Below are 16,776 nucleotides of genomic sequence, written 5' to 3' on the forward strand. Positions count from 1 at the left end.
TAACTATTTGACATTGTTAGGACAAGGCGGGTTTTCAGTATCTTCGTTAACCAGAATTTCTCCGAGAACAATCTTCTTGCGAATATTTTCTATACGACTACGCATCTCCGGGGTTACCAATCCTTTGTTATGCTCATCAAAAACTATTCCGACAGCTTCCTGCTCAAGTCCGAGACGCTTGTAATTATCCCTCCAGATTCCACGCTTGGCCAGCATAAGAGCGGCATAGATGGCCTTATCTGTTTGCTTGACCATAGAGGTGAGCACGCTGCCCGGATACAAGCCGTTCTGGTTGATATCAACACCGATTCCCAGTTTTCCCCGGGCCGCACAAGCTTCAAGGACAGCGGGGCCTGCTCCCCCCGCAGCCTGATAAATAACATCCGCGCCCTCATCCATCATCTGATTGGCCAATCTGGATGTGGCATTTCCATCAAACCATGCATTTTCATAATTTCCGATAAACCCCTTGAGCACTTCAATATCAGGATTGATGTACTTGGCACCCTGCGTGTATCCGCACAAAAAACGACGCTGGAAGGGAGTATCCACAACAGAGACAAATCCCAGTTTACCGCTCTTGGAAGCCATTGCCGCCAAGGCCCCTGCAAGGAAAGATCCTTCATGGTCGGCCAGAACAAAGGAATAAATATTGGGTTCGTCCCGGACAGTATCGAGAATGATAAACCTTGTTGCCGGATATTTACGGGCAAAAGTAACCAGATCGGGGAAATGGTTGCCGTAAAGAAGAAAAATAGGAGAATAACCCTCTTCTGCAAATTGTGTTATCGCAGTCACGTAGTCTTCGACGGTCGTACCGATCACGACCTCTGTACAGTCATCCCCTGTTTTCTTCTTGAAACGCTCAACACCCTTATGGATGGATACAGTAAAGGAATTTTCATCAATCGGACCTTGATAAACCAGCACAGGATTGAATTCATCAGTATCGGCACTGACATTGGAAGAACAAAGCAGCACTGCCGACAGAAAGAACATTATAATGATCGGTATTCTCATCAGACCCCTTTTGGATATAGACAGCACGGGAATAACTATTTCACGCCGTTGCATTGTATAAATCAGCACCCCATAGAAATTTTTCTACTTTGAATTTAATACCTTTTCATAACAAAATGCAAGCAGACAATATATTTTGACACCTTGTAAGATTTAGTTCTTCCTGAACGGCAGGGTAAAACGCTTAAGTTGAGCCGGAAGGGTTGGACTTATTCATTGTCCCATTTTTCCAATGTTTCATGAACATCCTTCAACAGGCGGGTCGCCGTAAGTACATCTTCAGCAGCAAAGCCCGGAAAAGCCTTTTCAATTATTTCATTCTCCAGCTTTTCCGAAAACTCGTACCTTTCGCGACCAGAATCAGTCACCTCAACCAGCTTGGCCTTTTTGTGCCGGGGATTATCAATGAGCCGGACATAGTCCTGCTCTACCATGGCAGTTACCCCCACCTGCACCGACTGCCGTGACACACCGCGCACATAAGCAAGATCCGACACTGTCATCGGCCCCGCTGAAATCAAGTGCGCAATATTTATTTTTTGGGCCTTGCTGAACCCGCTTTCCATGTGGATAGACTCCTCCACTTCCTCTACCGACTTCCAAGCCCCATAAAGAGCCTTGAAAAATTCGTGAAGCATTTCTCCGTCTGCGTTTTTCATATCTCACTAATTACATACTTTTCCTTTTTCGGCAACCAACATGTCAATTTGACAACAAGGTTGACAAAATAAAATTTCATCCCTATTTCTGAATTCAACACAAACCACAGGAGACAAAAAATGAAGTTTTATCCACTCCCCCCAATACTCTTTTTCTTCAGCGTTTTTATGATCGTTATAGCTTCAATGGCGGACATCACTCCCATCAGCAGGCCTGATTATCTCAAATGGACAGGTTGGTTTCTGATCGTAACAGGAACGGTTTTCTGCTATTCCGGTTCCATTCTGTTCAGCAGGCAGAAGGCCAACATTGACACCTTCAAGGACCCAAACAAGCTGGTGGTCAGCGGTCCGTTCAGGGTAAGCCGCAATCCCATGTACGTAGGTATGGTTGCAGCTCTGCTGGGTACCAGTCTTGCGGCAGCCACTTACGTGGGAATCGCGTTCCTGCTGCTGTTCGTGATGATTGTGGCAACGGTCTACATACCCTTTGAGGAAGGACGTATGCTTGCTGTTTTCGGCAGGGAATATGAGGAGTATTGTTTGAAAGTAAGGCGTTGGCTGTAAAAACAACAGGGTCGGAAGAGTGAGCTTCCGACCCTGTTTTCTTTCATGGGGACGAGGTGGAGTCCCATGTATTGAGGATGTCGTATTCCGGACTGCTGCGTTGTTGCCCTGAACGGAATGAACGTTCCGTCCCTTACAGTATGCAGGGAACCTTTCATTTAGGAGGTATTATTCAGTTCCCCGACTTCCGGAATCGACTTTTATATCTTTTAAATCCCGACCTGAGCTTCCCAGTTGCGGGAATCCAGCTTCACACCGGAAGCACTGGCGATCAGGCATTCACTTTCTTTTTGCCCATTGATAAAGCGGAGAGCTTCCTTCGGATTCATGGCAAATGCCGAAGTGGAAAGCGCGTCCGCCTCCATGACTGATGGAGCCACAACCGAAAGGCTGAGCTGGCAGCCATGGTGTGATGGAGCAAAATGCGCGTTTTCAGGGTTTGGAACATGAAACCGGGTGCGCTCGGCATCAAAGTAGAATTCACTGCCGCCGGAAGTAGCTACAGCAGAGTCCTTAAGCCTGATTACAGCCGGGAACCCTCCTTTACCGGAAAGGCTCTCAATGGCGACAATCCAAGGCTGCCCCGGAGCACGCTCACCACGGGCGCGGATATCCCCGCCTGCGGTGATCAGGTGGTTCTCCACGCCGAATTCAGCCATAAGGTCCGAAGCGCGGTCCACGATATATCCACGCCCGATGCCGTCAAGGGTCACGGACATGGAACTTCTTTCAAAGCTGATTCCGCTCTTGGAAACATGGACAAAACCGGAACCGACAAGAGCCAGCGCATCATCGAGATCACTCTGGCTGAGCATCAGTCTTCCCTTGGGGGCACGGTTTTTCTGCAGCATTTCCAGTACAGGCAGCACAGTGGCATCGAATGTTCCGTTGGAGTGGTGATAGTAAGCCTGCGCTTTGCCCATCACCTCAAGGAGTTCGGGAGCTACATCGCTCAGTTTTCCGGTTTCGTTAAGCTCGGAAACCGGAGTACCGGGCCGATGACGGTCAAAGATTGCGGTAAGACGTTCCATCTCGCTGAAAGCCGAAGCCACAGCTGTTTCAGCCGCATCTTTGGAAAGGTGCAGGGCAACAACAGTGACCTGTGTTCCCATGAGAAAACGACTGGCACTGATTTTATGTCTCCTGTCACCGATGCGCAAAGTATCGGCCAGTTTTAATGCCGCACCCAGCGGATGGGCAATAGAGGCCGCCTTTGCACCAAGTGATTGAACGAATGAACGTCTGACCGCATTTTCCATGACTTAAGTCCCTATTCCTTGCCCAGCTCGCTGAACTTCTGCACGTCGGAATCCTGTGCGTATTCCGCACCGGCTTCGGCATCGTAGCAGGTCAGGCCACAGCGCAGGCAACGGCTGCCTTCCTTGCGGGCTGCTTCGTAGACAATGGAGCCCTTAACCTCTTCCTTGAATGTGGAACGGCGTTCTTCAACAGTGATCTCCGGAACGTTAATTCTGGGGATGGTGTAGGTAACGTCCATATTCTTGAGGATGGATTCGGGGATAACGCGCAGCTGCGGGTTAACAGGCTCGGGGATCGCACCATCAGTGATAAAGTGATGGATTCCACGCGCTGCCATGCGTCCGTCAGCAACGGCCTGAATGATAATGGAACGGCCTGTGTGCAGCTCGCCGCCAACGAAAACGCTGGGCACGCTAGTCTGCATGGAGGTCTTGTCGCAATCAATTCCGCCGGTCTTCTTGTTCAGCTTGAAGGGAATTTCACCTTCAGCATTCATGAACGGGGTCATGTCCGGCACACGGTCGGTGGCAATTACAATGAGGTCGGCATCAATGGTCTGCTCGGTACCTTCAACAGGCAGGGGTTCGCCAAGGGCCTTCTTGGGGTCCTTGTACTGTACTTCAATATATTCAACGCCTGTGACCTTGCCGTTTTCCGCGATAAAGCGGGAAGGCTTGGTCAGGAAGAGCAGCTCACTGCCCAGTTCGGAGGCGCGTTTAACTTCGTTCTTGTTGGCGGACATCTTACGCTGGATGCAGCCTACGAGGGAGGTCACATCGCAACCGAGACGCGCGCCGCTGCGCACAACGTCCATGGCGGTGTTGGTATCGCCGATGACCACAACTTTCTTACCCTTGAGATCGTTGATGGATTTGCCTACTTCCTCAAGGAAAGTGACCGCGTCCATGACGCCTTCGGCATCTGCGTTCTCAAGCTCCAGAGCAGGAACTTTCCAGGCCCCGGTGGCAATGAATACAGCTTCATAGCCGTCACGCTCAAGTGTTTCAAAGGTGATATCCTTACCGAATTCAACACCGTTCTGCACCTCAACGCCGAGGTCGAGAATAGTCTGAACTTCCCAGTCCACTACCTTAGAAGGCAGACGGTATTCGGGAATAATACCCTTCATCATACCGCCGATCTCTTCACGCTTTTCAAAGATCACGGGTTCATGACCGATACGGCGCAGGAAGTAGGCTGCGGAAAGACCTGCGGGACCACCGCCGATGATAGCCACTTTGTGACCGGACGGCGGGTTGCAGTTCAGGTTTACGCGGTTGCCGGAATTCATTTCCCAGTCAGCCACGAAACGGTGCAGGGTGTGGATGGCCACACCGTCGTCAGCGATGTTGCGGCGGCAGATGGTTTCGCAGGGTGCGGGGCAGAGACGGCCCACAGCCAGCGGCAGCGGGTTGCGTTCCTTCATGGTCAGCAGTGCGCCGCGCATGTCGCCGTTTTTCATCTGGTTGATATAGGTACGGACGTCGATCTGGGCCGGGCATTTCTGCATGCACGGAGCCAGACAATCGTCGATTTTATTAAGATGGAGCAGGTCCATGGTCATGCCGGACACACGGATAGCTCCGGTGGGGCAGACTTCAGCGCATTTACCGCAGGAAACGCAGGCGTTCATGTCTACAACAGGCACGCCCTCTTCGTTGAGGCGGATAGCGTCGAAACCGCAGACCTTTACGCAGGAACCGAGGCCGAGGCAGCCGAGACCGCAGGATTTTTCACCGCCGTAAAGCAGTGCTTCCGCGCGGCAGTCTTCAACACCTTCGTAATCGAAGAGCAGGTTCGCACGGGAACCGCCGGTGCAGATGTTGTTGGCAACCTTGGGTTCCTTGAAAGTAGCTTCAAGGCCCATGATAGACGCGATATTTTCAGCAATCTCAGGACCGCCGGCAACGCAGATTTCGGGAGCGGCTTCACCTTTTACAATTGCGCCTGCAGCAGCGTTACAACCGGGGTAACCGCAGCCACCGCAGTTTGCGCCGGGAAAACATCCTTCGACTTCAGCGATGCGGGGATCTTCCTCCACATGCAGAACCTTGGATGCTGCAGCCAGTACGGCTGCGGCGGTTAGACCGAGCAGGAACAGGACCAGAATAGAAGAAGTAACCATAACTAAATATTCTCCTTGCTTAACCTGTTAGGCAACCATGCCCTTGAAGGCGAAAAAGATCAGGGACATGACTCCGGCAGTAATCAGGGCGATAGGCACGCCTCTGAAGACATGGGGAACCGGAGCAACGTCCAGACGCTCACGAATGGATGAGATAATGACCAGCGCGATGAGAAAACCGATACCGGAAGCCAGACCGTACATCATGGACTTCAGGAAAGAGTACTCATTGCGCTGAACCATAATCGCTACACCGAGCACCGCGCAGTTGGTGGTGATCAGGGGCAGGAAGAGGCCCAGAGACTTGTACAGAGGCGGGATGACCTTTTTGAGGAACATCTCGACAAACTGTACCAGTGAGGCGATGACCAGAATGAAGACAATGGTCTGCAGATACTCAATGCCGTAAGGGATGAGTATGAACTGGTGCAGGGGCCAGGTGATGGCGGTAGCCATCAGGGTAACAAATATAACTGCTCCACCCATTCCGAGCGCAACATCGGTGGACTTGGAGGTGCCCATGAAGGGACATGCGCCAAGGTACTGAACCAGTACGATGTTGTTGATGAAAATGGCGGAGATAAAAAGCAGAAAGTATTCCATTTTAACGCTCTCCCCTATTTATCCTTAAGATCTTGAATGCCGCCGCAGGCACCGCAATGTGCGCAGCCGGAGTTCATTACATCAGGTACGGTCTCGCCTTTCTTGCGGCTCTGGTATCTGTTGAAGGCGTTCATGCCCGCTAAGATGACACCGAGACCGACAAATGCGCCGGGGGCCATAACCATGAATTCAGCGGGCTGGAAGCTTTCCCACATGACCGGGACACCGAAAACGGTTCCGGCACCGAGGACTTCGCGCACAGCACCGAGAAAAGTCAGGGAGGCGGCAAAACCGATTCCCATGCCCAGTGCATCGGCAATGGAGAGGATTACTCCGTTCTTGGAAGCGAATGCTTCCGCACGCCCGAGGATCAGGCAGTTAACAACAATCAGCGGAACAAAAATGCCCAGCTTCTGGTAAAGCGGATATGCGTAGGCCTGCATGAGCAGCTCAACCGTAACAACCAGTGATGCGGTGATAACGATGAAGCAGGCGATACGTACTTTCGCGGGAATAATTTTTCTGATGCTGGAAATGATCAGGTTGGACATGGTCAGAACAAAGATGACCGCCATACCCATGCCGAGGCCGTTCTCCGCAGAGGAAGTAACAGCCAGTACCGGGCACAGCCCCAGCAGAACCCTGAACGGAGGCAGCTCGTCCCAGAGTCCTTTTACGAATTCTTTTACTAAACGGCTCATGGTGTCTCCTTAAGAGTTCTTCCAGATGTTGGTGATCTCAGGCTTGATGGACTGGTAGGTCTCGATGGCCTTGCGCACAGCGTCAACAGTACCCACGGAGGAGTAAGTCGCCCCGGCAATGGAGTCGATATCTCCGCCCTTCTTGGATACCTGCATGGAATCAAGACCGTGGCCTTTGAACTTATCGGTAAAAGACGGCTTCATAACCTTATCACCGAGACCGGGGGTCTCAGTCTGGGTGGTGATGCCGATGCCGATCAGCTGATCTTCATTAACATCAAAACCGACCATGACGCCGATGTCGCCGGAGTAACCGGGAGCAAAAGCTTCAAGAGCGATACCGACCAGCTTGCCGTCCTTCATGGCCGGGAAGACAGTCACGTCTTTTATTTTCACACGTTCTTTAATGGGATCGTTGTCACGATTCTCAAGTACGGAGAGCAGCGCGGGACCCTGTACGTAAGTCAGGACCTGCTGTTCGATCTGGGATTTGGTGGCCTGCTTCAGGTTAACCAGCACCGCACCGGAAGTGGCACAGATGATGGAGAGGACCACGAGCATATGAAGTATTTCGCGCATGACTTACTTGCCTCCGAAAGGTTTGGGACGCACGCGGTCCAGCAGGGGGGTAAGCAGGTTTGCCACCATGATGGCAAAAGGCACGCCGTCGGGATAAACACCGTAAACCCGGATAATGATGACCATAGTTCCGGCAATGAGTCCGAAAAGGACCTGCGGAATGATTCCCACCGGGCTGGAAGCCACATCAGGAGCGAGGAAGAAAGCCCCGAACATCACTGATCCGGTCAGCAGATGGAAAAGCGGGTTGGCGTATACTTCAGGATCAATCATCCAGAAGATGGTCGCGGTAACAGTCACACCCACGAGGAAAGCAGCGGGAATGAAAAAGCGCACCCATTTGGTGGCGATGAGGAAAATACCGCCCGCCAGCACAGCGATGATCTGGGAAGCACCCAGTCCGCCGAGCTGTTTGCCGAGAAACAGATCAGTATAATTGAACTGCTCAAGGGTATCGAGACCGAAGAACTTGAGCTGGTCCAGAGGCGCGTTGATCATGAAATGGGCAAGGTTGGCGTCAATATCCATGGCGGCAGGCCAGGAAAGACGGCAGAATGCCCATGCAACCAGAGGCGCACAGATGGGGTTGCAGCCGAAGCCGCCGAAAACAGTGCGGCCCATGACGATGGTCAGTGCTGCACCGCAGCCCACCATCCACCACGGCGCGCCCGCAGGCAGCAGGAAGGCGAAGAGAATGCCTTCATAAAGGGCGGTGTAGTTATCTACATTAATGTCCCGTTCCTGCCACTTGAGCATGAGAGCTTCGGTAAGAACGGCAACCGCGCCGGCCATACCCACAGTAGCGAGGGCAGGCAGGCCGAACATATTGAAAGCCATGAGCAGAGCGGGAACCAGAGCCAGAAGATGATACTGCATCATCTTCTCCACGGTGCGCTTGCTGCGCCAGTGCGGAGCAGGGGAAACCGTGAGTCTGACCGCAATGTCGGACATTGCTTTAATTACTGGAGGAGTCATATTTTAAATCCTGTATGATTATTCAATCAATCTAAGATGCCTTCGGCGACACACCAGGTCTCACTCATCCGTAAAACTCGAAGCAACGCTTCTCGGTAACGGCTGCGAGGCCTGCCGGGGGCCTCAAACCCTTTTCCAAAAGGGTTTAAGAATCCCAAAACGTTTTAGTAAGCTTCGCATCGGTATTTTGCTTACCGTCTGCGGAAACGAAGCGGCGAAGCCTTAATAAAAGTTTTTGAAGAGTTCAGAGAAACTTTTTTTCAAAAAGTTTCTTTGGCCGCCGGAGGCGAACTCAATTCATCCAAAGCGCGAAGCGCAACAAACTGCCTTTAACTCTTCTCAGCCTGACCGCTGGTACGCAGCTGATCTTTTGCAAAACGGATGTACTGCAGAATGGGTCGGCGCACGGTACAGTTGAAGGAGCAGAGACCGCATTCGAAACAGCTGTGCAGATTGTGCTTTTCAGCCATTTCAAACATCTCGTACTCAGCGTAACGGCTGAGCATGTTCGGCAAAATTCTTGCCGGACAGCTGAGCACGCATTCGCCGCAGTTGATGCAGGTTGCGTCTTCAATGGTGGGGAAGGTTCCGGCGGGAATTACGAACAACCCGTAATCGCCCTTCTTGACCCCTTCGTCGAGGCTGTAAACAGCTTCGCCGCGGAAAGGACCGTCCAGAACGACCTTATCGCCGGACTTAACTTCAATGCCCAGTTCGTTGCAGATATGGCTGACGGGAGTTCCGAAGAGCACGCGGTAGTTGTTGTCGCCGATGGTCATGATGGTATCGGTGACGGGCATGCCGGTTTCGTAGACCCTGCCGAGATTGTAGAGATCCATGACGCTGATCACTTTGGTGTCATCTGGAAATTCCTTTCCGGTGACTTTTTTGACCACAAGGGCGTCAAGGGAGTTGGGGTATTTGGGCTTTACGAAAACGCGCTCCGCTCCGGCCAGTTCGTAGTGTGAACCTGCGGCAACAGCCAGAGTGGTGTGCACCGGGGTGATCAGCGTTTCAGCGAGGCGCAGGCCGGCTTCAATGGTTTCTTTCTCATCCTTAAGCAGCTGTTCAGCTACGGAGATACCCGGCTCGGGGTTGAGTCCATTGATGACCAGATTGTCGGCATGGGAAGAAAGAACGGCGATGTTTACACCGAGCTCCTGCAGGGTGCGCAGAAGCTCTTTGCCCGGCCCCATGGATTTTACATCAATGGGTTCAACGGATTCTTCACCGCCGTCGGATTTGATGGTCAGGTGGTGGTAGTTGACTTTGGTGGCTTTACCGGAAAGAGCCGCACTGCAGGCCGCACCGTATTTGGAAGGACGCTCGGCAAGCATTTCACCTGCGGCGAGCTTCTGGCCTTTCTTGATCTTCAGAATCTTGTTGCGCATGGAAATGTTGAGTTCCGCAGGCGCAGTGATGTCGGAAACAGTCTTCTGGACATCGGATTCGAGGGAATAATGTATTCTAAGCATGGGACCTACCTCGCATGGCAATCGTAACAGGAGTCTTCACCGTAGGGACCTCCGTCACTCTCGTGACAGTCCATGCACTGGGCGTGAAACGCTTCAGCGCGCAGGGGAATACTCTCGGTGTCAGGCTTGTCCTCTTCTGCGAGAGGACCGGAAGGAACATCATCGTGACAGCGCAGACACGCTTCTTCACTGGGGAAATTCTTCTGATGTTCTGCTCTGAACTTGGCGTCGAAAGCTACCGGGTGGCAGCTGCCGCAAGCAATGGGAGTCTCCTGCCCGATGTCATCATGGTGGCAGTCGGAACATTCGTAGCCATACTCATCGGCATGGACAAAATGGGTAAAAATAACCCTGCCGCCGCTGTTGTCCAGAACAACACGGGCCGGATTTTCCTGCACTGCGGGCGGGAAAAGAAACCCGGCGACTGCCGCAACGGACAATACAGCAACAATTAAAGTTATTGGGATATATCTGTTCTTCAACGGATCAATCCTTAATTTAGAAAGATTCAAGATTAAGGCACTAAGGCCGGAAACTACCGATTAGAAGCAATACCTATGCATCAATTTGCAGTTTCATCCTCCGGTAAATCTTTAAAAAGTGTATGGAACCCTCTATCCACAGCCTAGGAAAGATTCATTCCGCCCCGCCACTCCGCTTTCCACGCCCTTTGGGATAGGACGCGCATTGAAAACGGAAGTTGCGAAGCGACTAATGATTGGTCAATCATTCAGTATTTATTTCGGAGTAACCCTTTCCAAAAAATACCGCTTGGGTCAAGTAGGAAATACCATCTTAACCGAAGACCACAGCCAAAAAATCAAAAGCATGAAACCTCCAGCCCTAGCAGACAAGTGCTGGATACGATTGATTATTCATTCAGCCGACCAAAGCAAGCAATTACCATACCATGAATTTATAAATCCATGACTGGATAATTATTTTGACCACTCAACACTCTAAAATAACTAACTTTAACCAAACAAACAAAATATTGTGAAAAAATTCTTATAATTTCTTTTAAGAAACTCACCGCTCTCTTTTTGTGCTTTTTTGCACAAAATCTGAAAAACAAGAGTCCTTTTTTTCAGACCAAGCACCGCAACACATTGATATATCGCCACTTTACACCGCTACAACTATCTACCCCTGTGTCCTGTTTTTAAGACTAGACATTATCTTGACCATAACCAAGCAGCAGTTTAGTGCATAATTTTAGATATATAACTATTTTACAAGCAAACTCCGAAAACCGCTTGTCTGAAAATCCGGCAGAATGCTAAATGAGCCTAGATAATCGAAAGCAGGCTCCTGATGACTCAAATTCATATTTAGAATAAATTCCGCTCCCTCCCCTTGTTACGATCGAGTGTCAAAATACGCCTAATTATTATAATTGCGCCTTTCCTTAAGAAACATGTAGAATCTCTTATTCTAAAAATAAAGACAGCACTAAGCCTTAATTATTTCAGGTAAAGTTCAAACGGGTCACTGGGAAGGACCTTGAGCTTTTAAGGAATTTGCAATTTCTAATCAAAGGGGTGTCATGACATTTTCAATTCGTAACAAGATTGTACTAACGGCAGTAGCGATATCGCTGGTGACCGCCGCATCGATTTTTTTGACTGTAAACCACTACGTGGGAGAAGGGTTTTCCAAGCAAGCAATCCGCAATATTTCGACCATGAAAAAGGTCACGGACAAGCACCTGGAGAACCTCACAACAAAATTTCACGGGGAAGCAATCCTTCTGGCCAAGGATGTTGACCTCATTGAGGTAATTGAGTCCAGAGACACAGCAAAATTACAGGCTTTGCTGCGCAATCTCATGCCGACAATTGGTGCAGACTTTATAACTGTCACAGATGCCAAAGGCATGGTCATTGCCCGGGGACATTCCGACAAGACCGGGGATTCCGTGACAATGCAGGGTACTGTTCGTAATGCGCTTAACGGTTCGGACAGCGACGGGATTGTCCGCGGTGCAGTAATTCCTTTCAGCCTGAGGGCCGGGGCACCCATAAAAACTGACGGCAAAATCATAGCAACTGTATCCCTTGGTGTATCACTGTCAGCTGAATCCTTTGTTGATGACATCAAACGTTTCTCCGACCTTGAAGTAACTGTATTCAAAAACGATGTCCGCGAAATGACCACCATCGTCAAAAAAGGACGCCGGGCCGTAGGCACTAAAATGACCAACCAGAAAGTAACTGAAACAGTCATCGGCCGGGGCGAGACATTTCTGGCCCAGAACAACATTCTCGGCATTGATTACCAGACCGCATACTGGCCCATTAAAAGTATGGATGGGAAAAATATCGGCATGTGGTTCATCGGCATGCCCATTGAAACCATGGTTACCGCCCAGCGCAACATTGAAATATCATCATTGATGGTCATCGCAATAATCCTGCCGCTGATCATGCTTGCTGCATGGTTCTATGCGCGCAGCCTTGCAAAACCCATCATCACCACCACAAATTATGCCAGCCATGTTGCCGATGGCGATCTTGACCGTGAACTGAATGTAAAGACCAATGATGAAATCGGCGTGCTGGCCGGTGCATTGACATCCATGGTCAGCTCCCTCAAGGAGAACATTGCAGAAGCGCAGGAGCAGACCCGCTTAGCGGCAGAAGAAACTGAAAAAGCGCAGGAAGCCATGGCCGAAGCAGAAGAAGCAAGAAAGCAGGCTGAAAACGCAAAACGTGAAGGAATGCTACAGGCGGCCAGAGAACTGGAAGATGTTGTGGAGATTATATCTGCAGCTTCCGAAGAGCTTTCCGCCCAGATAGAGCAGTCCGCCACCGGATCAGACATGCAGAGCCAGCGGACAGGGGAAACAGCCACAGCCATGGAGCAGATGAACGCCTCTGTACTGGAAGTGGCCCGCAACTCCGGAGAAGCGTCCTCCACAGCCGACGATGCCACTGAAACCGCCACCAACGGTTCAAATGTGGTCAAAGACATGGTTTCCGGTATCGGTGTTGTTCAGGAATACTCCGAAGCTCTTGAAAAAGAGATGGAAGAGCTTGGCGAAAGCGCAGGCAAAATCGGCCAGATCATCGACGTAATTTCAGACATTGCCGACCAGACCAACCTGCTGGCCCTCAACGCCGCCATTGAAGCGGCCCGTGCCGGGGAAGCCGGACGCGGATTCGCCGTTGTGGCAGATGAAGTACGCAAGCTGGCGGAAAAAACCATGACCGCCACCAACGAGGTGGAATCCGCCATCGGAGAGATTCAGCGCGGAACCAAACAGAGCATCGGCCAGTGTACAAACACAGTCAATGAAATCGGTAATGTTTCAGAAATGGCTGAAAATGCAGGAACTTCACTCACTGAAATACTTTCACTTACCGATACTGTCTCTGAACAGATTCAGGGAATTGCCGCTGCCTGTGAAGAACAGTCCGCCACCTCGGAGCAGATCAACCGGGCAGTGGACGAGATCAACAATATCTCCACAGAAACAAACAGTGCCATGCGCCAGTCGGCGGAAGCAGTTTCCGACCTTGCTGCACAGGCTCTGCAACTCAAAACCATTATTGATCAGATGAAATCAGCATAAGAAAAAGCCGGTGTGCGGAAACGCACACCGGCTTTGTTAAACTTCTGCACAATATGAAACAACCCGATTTCGCCCTTGCGACTTTGCCTTATACAGACACCCGTCCGCATGCCTGAGAGCGGATTCAATATCTTCGTCAGCACAGACCATGGCGAGACCGATGCTCACAGTAAATTTTACAACATGTTCACCGGAGCGAACTTCCAAATCCTCTATTGCCTGACGCAACCGTTCAGCCACCAGAATAGCTGACTCCACGCTGCCGTGAACAAGCAGGGCCGCAAACTCCTCCCCTCCAAGACGCCCGAAAACATCTGAAGTACGCAGAGTGGCGGTACAACATTTGACCAGTTCCTTGAGAACCACATCCCCCACGCTGTGCCCGTAGGTATCGTTCACATTCTTGAAATGGTCGATATCCAGCATCATCAGGTAAAGTTCACCGCCGTAACGTGACAAACGGTCCAGTTCGATTTCAGCACGGTCCATGAAAAAACGCCTGTTATTGGCCCCGGTCAAAGAATCAGTACTGGCCAGCCGTTTTACTTCTTCAAACATAACCTTCTGCTCGGCAAGGGCCTTGCTAAGTTCCGCAGTGCGCTCCTCCACCTTGGTTTCCATCTCGGCATATGCCTTGTGCAACTCTTCATCCGCCTGTTTACGACGGACAATATTCCACATGCCCTCCATGAGCAGACTGAGCTGGCGGACATCTTCATCCCCGTATTCATTGTCTTTGTTACCCACTCCGGCAAGCAGGACAATTTTCCCGCCATCAAAGATAGGGACGTTCATATGACGGGCAACAGGCACATGCCCTGCAGGAAGACCTTTTTTCTCTGTACACCTTTCATAATCATTAAGTATCATCGGCCGACGCTGGCGGATAGCTTCCCCCCAGACCCCGGTATCAGCCACATGATATGCATCGGGAATTGACTCAACCGAACACTGGGGCATCACTTTACGCGACCATGCATAAAGTCTGAGCTCCGACTCATCTTCATTGAGAAAATAAATATAGCCGATCTCACTACCTGTAATACGTACTGCTGCTTCCAGTGCAAAATCATATAATTGGGGTAATTCCGCTTCGGCCATCCCGGCAAGGGACGAAAGAGCCTCGAACCGGGTTTCATTCAAACGTGCTTTTTTCTCCCCTTCCCGCAATTCCACTTCAGTCTTTTTGCGTTCCGAAATATCCCGGATAATAGAAATATGAATGGCACTATCTTCAACCAGCATAGTGGAAACACTAAGGCTGGCAGTGAAGGTCTGTCCCTTCCCGTCCAGAATTTCAGTCTCAAAATCCTGCACAGATTCGCCCCGGGACAACATGTCGAGCACCCTGCCCCGGTCCTCTTCATTTTTATAACTGCCGATCACATTGGGAGGAATTGTATTTTTATCAATATAACCGAACAGTTCCGCCGCACGGGTATTACCGGCCAGCACAACACCGGACGCATCATTTACAACAATAGCATCGGGCGAGGATTCTATAAATTTTTTACACAGGCTGTTATTCGCAAATAACTCCTGAAACTTGTCACTTAAATAAAACAAAATCCCCCCTTAAACGAACGAGATTCACATACTATTTATACACAATAGCTATGAATATACCAAACATTCAATTAATTTCTCCTGCTCTGCCCGGTAAGCAGGGTCATGGCCGGAGAAAAACAACGTTTACGTACCAGCAACAGGACCAGAATCGACGAAAGGGCCGTGGAAGCCACCAGCATGAACATAACCACAATCTGATAGCGGACAGCTTCTTCAGGATCGGCCCCGGCCAGAATCTGTCCGGTCATCATGCCGGGCAGAAAGACCAGCCCCACGCCCATGAGCGAGTTAATGGCCGGGATCATGCCCGCACGCAGGGCATTGCGGAAAATATCCTCTGTGGCTTCCTTGTAATCCGCCCCGTGGCAAAGCATCATCTCCACTTCATCGCGCCTGCTTTTGAGATCAGAAAAGAAACGTTCAAGGGACAGGGCCAGCGAGTTCATGGAATTCCCGGCAATCATACCGCCGATGGGGATAAAATACTGCGGCTCCCACCACGGACTCGCACCGATGACAAACTTTGTAACCAGAATGGTAACCAGCGAATAACTGAACATGACCGCCAGCCCGGTGGGCATCAGGTAGGATACATTCTTCTCCTTAACCCGCCCGTGAATGATATGAACCGAAAAGAAAGTCATGACCAGGTAGAGGGCCAGCACCAGCAAAGCACTGTTCAGCCCGAACAGGATTTTGAGCAGGTAGCCCATGGTCAAAAGCTGCACAAAGGCCCGCAAGACGCCGATGACCAGATCCTTTTCCAACTTGAGCTTATAATAAATGGAAAGGACGCCAGACACAGACACAAGACTCAGGGCGATGAGCAACTGAATCCAGGTTATGGAAATAAAACCGCTGCTCATGAGAGAACCTCCACCCAGCCTTCGGAAACAGTAAGATGCATATGCGGACAGCTGGGATGGTAGCTGGTGTGATTGACCATAAGCACAGAGACGCCTTCTGCGGCAAGCTCCTCGGCAACCTCCTCCACCAGGACCCTGCTTTCACGGTCAAGAGCACTGGTGGGTTCATCAAAACAGATTACTGCAGGCTTGGGCAGCACCGACCGGATCAGACAAAGGCGCTGACGCTGCCCCACGGAAAGGTCGGCAGCTTTGCTTTCCAGTGAAACATCGCTAAGAGCCAGCCTTTCCAGCCACTGCGACAACACATCGTCTGACGGGGCAGCTAAACCTTTCCTGATATCAAGAGTAAAGGGCATGAGCAGATTTTCACGCACGCTTCCGGGCAGGACTGTGGGGGTCTGCTGCACAAAACCGATACGGGAGCGCAACTCCGGAGGATACATGGATTGTACGGAGTCCCCCTTCAAAAGGATTTCCCCCTGCCCGGCCTCTTCCAGACGAACGGCAAGACGGAGCAAAGTGGATTTCCCGGCCCCGGAAGGTCCGGAAATAAGCACAAACTGACCCGCAGGCACGGCAAAGGAGACATCACTCAAGCCCTTCCCTCCCGGCCAGTTGAAAGAAACATTTCTGAATTCAAGAACAGGAGTCTCTCCGGCGGACTCCTCCGTAAGAGGCATATTCAATTTGGTACTCCATATTGCAGGTTGAAAAACGCGAAATCCGGCCTGAGTATTTTAGTGATTACAAGTCACAAAGCGGCTTTTAAGTCAATACTTTAGGAATAAATGTCATCAATT

At 50.8% G+C, this 16,776-nt stretch carries 15 protein-coding genes; 2 read left to right on the plus strand and 13 right to left on the minus strand.

The window, feature by feature from the left end; genetic code table 11:
• Positions 1 to 3: 3 nt before the first annotated feature.
• Together FMR86_RS01060 and FMR86_RS01065 are read right to left on the minus strand one after the other, a co-directional pair.
• Positions 4 to 1,020: a BMP family ABC transporter substrate-binding protein gene (locus FMR86_RS01060; RefSeq protein ID WP_163349217.1), complete on the minus strand. Its 1,017-nt coding sequence runs from the start codon at positions 1,018 to 1,020 to the stop codon at positions 4 to 6.
• A gap of 209 nt (positions 1,021 to 1,229) precedes the next feature.
• Positions 1,230 to 1,658 (minus strand): MarR family winged helix-turn-helix transcriptional regulator, encoded by a 429-nt coding sequence (locus FMR86_RS01065; RefSeq protein WP_163349218.1) that lies wholly within the window; start codon positions 1,656 to 1,658, stop codon positions 1,230 to 1,232.
• Between the two features lie 141 nt (positions 1,659 to 1,799).
• Here FMR86_RS01065 and FMR86_RS01070 point away from each other — a divergent pair, with 141 nt between their 5' ends.
• Positions 1,800 to 2,246 (plus strand): isoprenylcysteine carboxylmethyltransferase family protein, encoded by a 447-nt coding sequence (locus FMR86_RS01070; protein WP_163349219.1) that lies wholly within the window; start codon positions 1,800 to 1,802, stop codon positions 2,244 to 2,246.
• Positions 2,247 to 2,455: 209 nt separating this feature from the next.
• Here the strand turns inward: FMR86_RS01070 and FMR86_RS01075 are convergent, their stop codons facing one another.
• The 8 genes from FMR86_RS01075 to FMR86_RS01110 form a co-directional block, all read right to left on the minus strand.
• The gene (locus tag FMR86_RS01075) at positions 2,456 to 3,505 is read right to left on the minus strand and encodes an FAD:protein FMN transferase (RefSeq protein WP_163349220.1); all 1,050 of its coding nucleotides are present in this window, start codon (positions 3,503 to 3,505) and stop codon (positions 2,456 to 2,458) included.
• Between the two features lie 11 nt (positions 3,506 to 3,516).
• Complete coding sequence (locus FMR86_RS01080) at positions 3,517 to 5,631, minus strand: RnfABCDGE type electron transport complex subunit B (protein WP_163349221.1); 2,115 nt, start codon at positions 5,629 to 5,631, stop codon at positions 3,517 to 3,519.
• A gap of 27 nt (positions 5,632 to 5,658) precedes the next feature.
• On the minus strand, positions 5,659 to 6,234 hold the full coding sequence (locus FMR86_RS01085) for an electron transport complex protein RnfA (RefSeq protein ID WP_163349222.1): 576 nt from the start codon (positions 6,232 to 6,234) through the stop codon (positions 5,659 to 5,661).
• A gap of 14 nt (positions 6,235 to 6,248) precedes the next feature.
• Complete coding sequence (gene rsxE / locus FMR86_RS01090; protein WP_163349223.1) at positions 6,249 to 6,935, minus strand: electron transport complex subunit RsxE; 687 nt, start codon at positions 6,933 to 6,935, stop codon at positions 6,249 to 6,251.
• A 9-nt stretch (positions 6,936 to 6,944) separates the two neighbouring features.
• Positions 6,945 to 7,514 (minus strand): RnfABCDGE type electron transport complex subunit G, encoded by a 570-nt coding sequence (gene rnfG / locus FMR86_RS01095; protein ID WP_163349224.1) that lies wholly within the window; start codon positions 7,512 to 7,514, stop codon positions 6,945 to 6,947.
• 3 nt (positions 7,515 to 7,517) lie between these two features.
• Positions 7,518 to 8,489, minus strand: a complete 972-nt coding sequence (locus tag FMR86_RS01100; protein WP_163349225.1) for an RnfABCDGE type electron transport complex subunit D — start codon at positions 8,487 to 8,489, stop codon at positions 7,518 to 7,520.
• A gap of 329 nt (positions 8,490 to 8,818) precedes the next feature.
• Positions 8,819 to 9,964 (minus strand): 4Fe-4S dicluster domain-containing protein, encoded by a 1,146-nt coding sequence (locus FMR86_RS01105; RefSeq protein WP_163349226.1) that lies wholly within the window; start codon positions 9,962 to 9,964, stop codon positions 8,819 to 8,821.
• 5 nt (positions 9,965 to 9,969) lie between these two features.
• Positions 9,970 to 10,446 (minus strand): cytochrome c3 family protein, encoded by a 477-nt coding sequence (locus tag FMR86_RS01110; RefSeq protein WP_163349227.1) that lies wholly within the window; start codon positions 10,444 to 10,446, stop codon positions 9,970 to 9,972.
• A 1,064-nt stretch (positions 10,447 to 11,510) separates the two neighbouring features.
• Here FMR86_RS01110 and FMR86_RS01115 point away from each other — a divergent pair.
• A complete protein-coding gene (locus FMR86_RS01115; RefSeq protein ID WP_163349228.1) occupies positions 11,511 to 13,538 on the plus strand; it encodes a methyl-accepting chemotaxis protein in 2,028 nt (675 codons plus the stop codon).
• A gap of 36 nt (positions 13,539 to 13,574) precedes the next feature.
• On the opposite strand, the gene FMR86_RS01120 is transcribed toward FMR86_RS01115, so the two are convergent.
• The 3 genes from FMR86_RS01120 to FMR86_RS01130 form a co-directional block, all read right to left on the minus strand.
• A complete protein-coding gene (locus tag FMR86_RS01120; RefSeq protein ID WP_163349229.1) occupies positions 13,575 to 15,104 on the minus strand; it encodes a diguanylate cyclase in 1,530 nt (509 codons plus the stop codon).
• A gap of 71 nt (positions 15,105 to 15,175) precedes the next feature.
• Positions 15,176 to 15,973, minus strand: coding sequence for an iron export ABC transporter permease subunit FetB (fetB, locus tag FMR86_RS01125; RefSeq protein WP_163349230.1), 798 nt, complete (start codon positions 15,971 to 15,973; stop codon positions 15,176 to 15,178).
• Positions 15,970 to 16,656 (minus strand): ATP-binding cassette domain-containing protein, encoded by a 687-nt coding sequence (locus tag FMR86_RS01130; protein WP_203544743.1) that lies wholly within the window; start codon positions 16,654 to 16,656, stop codon positions 15,970 to 15,972. Before FMR86_RS01130 ends, fetB begins: the two co-directional genes overlap by 4 nt.
• Between the last annotated feature and the right edge of the window lie 120 nt (positions 16,657 to 16,776).

Source organism: Desulfovibrio sp. JC010 (assembly GCF_010470675.1).
GTDB lineage: Bacteria > Desulfobacterota > Desulfovibrionia > Desulfovibrionales > Desulfovibrionaceae > Maridesulfovibrio.

Coding starts and splice junctions, on each gene's coding strand:
- FMR86_RS01060 (WP_163349217.1), bottom strand. CDS start 1,020: ATGAGAATACCGATCATTATAATGTTCTTTCTGTCGGCAGTGCTGCTT.
- FMR86_RS01065 (WP_163349218.1), bottom strand. CDS start 1,658: ATGCTTCACGAATTTTTCAAGGCTCTTTATGGGGCTTGGAAGTCGGTA.
- FMR86_RS01070 (WP_163349219.1), top strand. CDS start 1,800: ATGAAGTTTTATCCACTCCCCCCAATACTCTTTTTCTTCAGCGTTTTT.
- FMR86_RS01075 (WP_163349220.1), bottom strand. CDS start 3,505: ATGGAAAATGCGGTCAGACGTTCATTCGTTCAATCACTTGGTGCAAAG.
- FMR86_RS01080 (WP_163349221.1), bottom strand. CDS start 5,631: ATGGTTACTTCTTCTATTCTGGTCCTGTTCCTGCTCGGTCTAACCGCC.
- FMR86_RS01085 (WP_163349222.1), bottom strand. CDS start 6,234: ATGGAATACTTTCTGCTTTTTATCTCCGCCATTTTCATCAACAACATC.
- rsxE (WP_163349223.1), bottom strand. CDS start 6,935: ATGAGCCGTTTAGTAAAAGAATTCGTAAAAGGACTCTGGGACGAGCTG.
- rnfG (WP_163349224.1), bottom strand. CDS start 7,514: ATGCGCGAAATACTTCATATGCTCGTGGTCCTCTCCATCATCTGTGCC.
- FMR86_RS01100 (WP_163349225.1), bottom strand. CDS start 8,489: ATGACTCCTCCAGTAATTAAAGCAATGTCCGACATTGCGGTCAGACTC.
- FMR86_RS01105 (WP_163349226.1), bottom strand. CDS start 9,964: ATGCTTAGAATACATTATTCCCTCGAATCCGATGTCCAGAAGACTGTT.
- FMR86_RS01115 (WP_163349228.1), top strand. CDS start 11,511: ATGACATTTTCAATTCGTAACAAGATTGTACTAACGGCAGTAGCGATA.
- fetB (WP_163349230.1), bottom strand. CDS start 15,973: ATGAGCAGCGGTTTTATTTCCATAACCTGGATTCAGTTGCTCATCGCC.
- FMR86_RS01130 (WP_203544743.1), bottom strand. CDS start 16,656: ATGCCTCTTACGGAGGAGTCCGCCGGAGAGACTCCTGTTCTTGAATTC.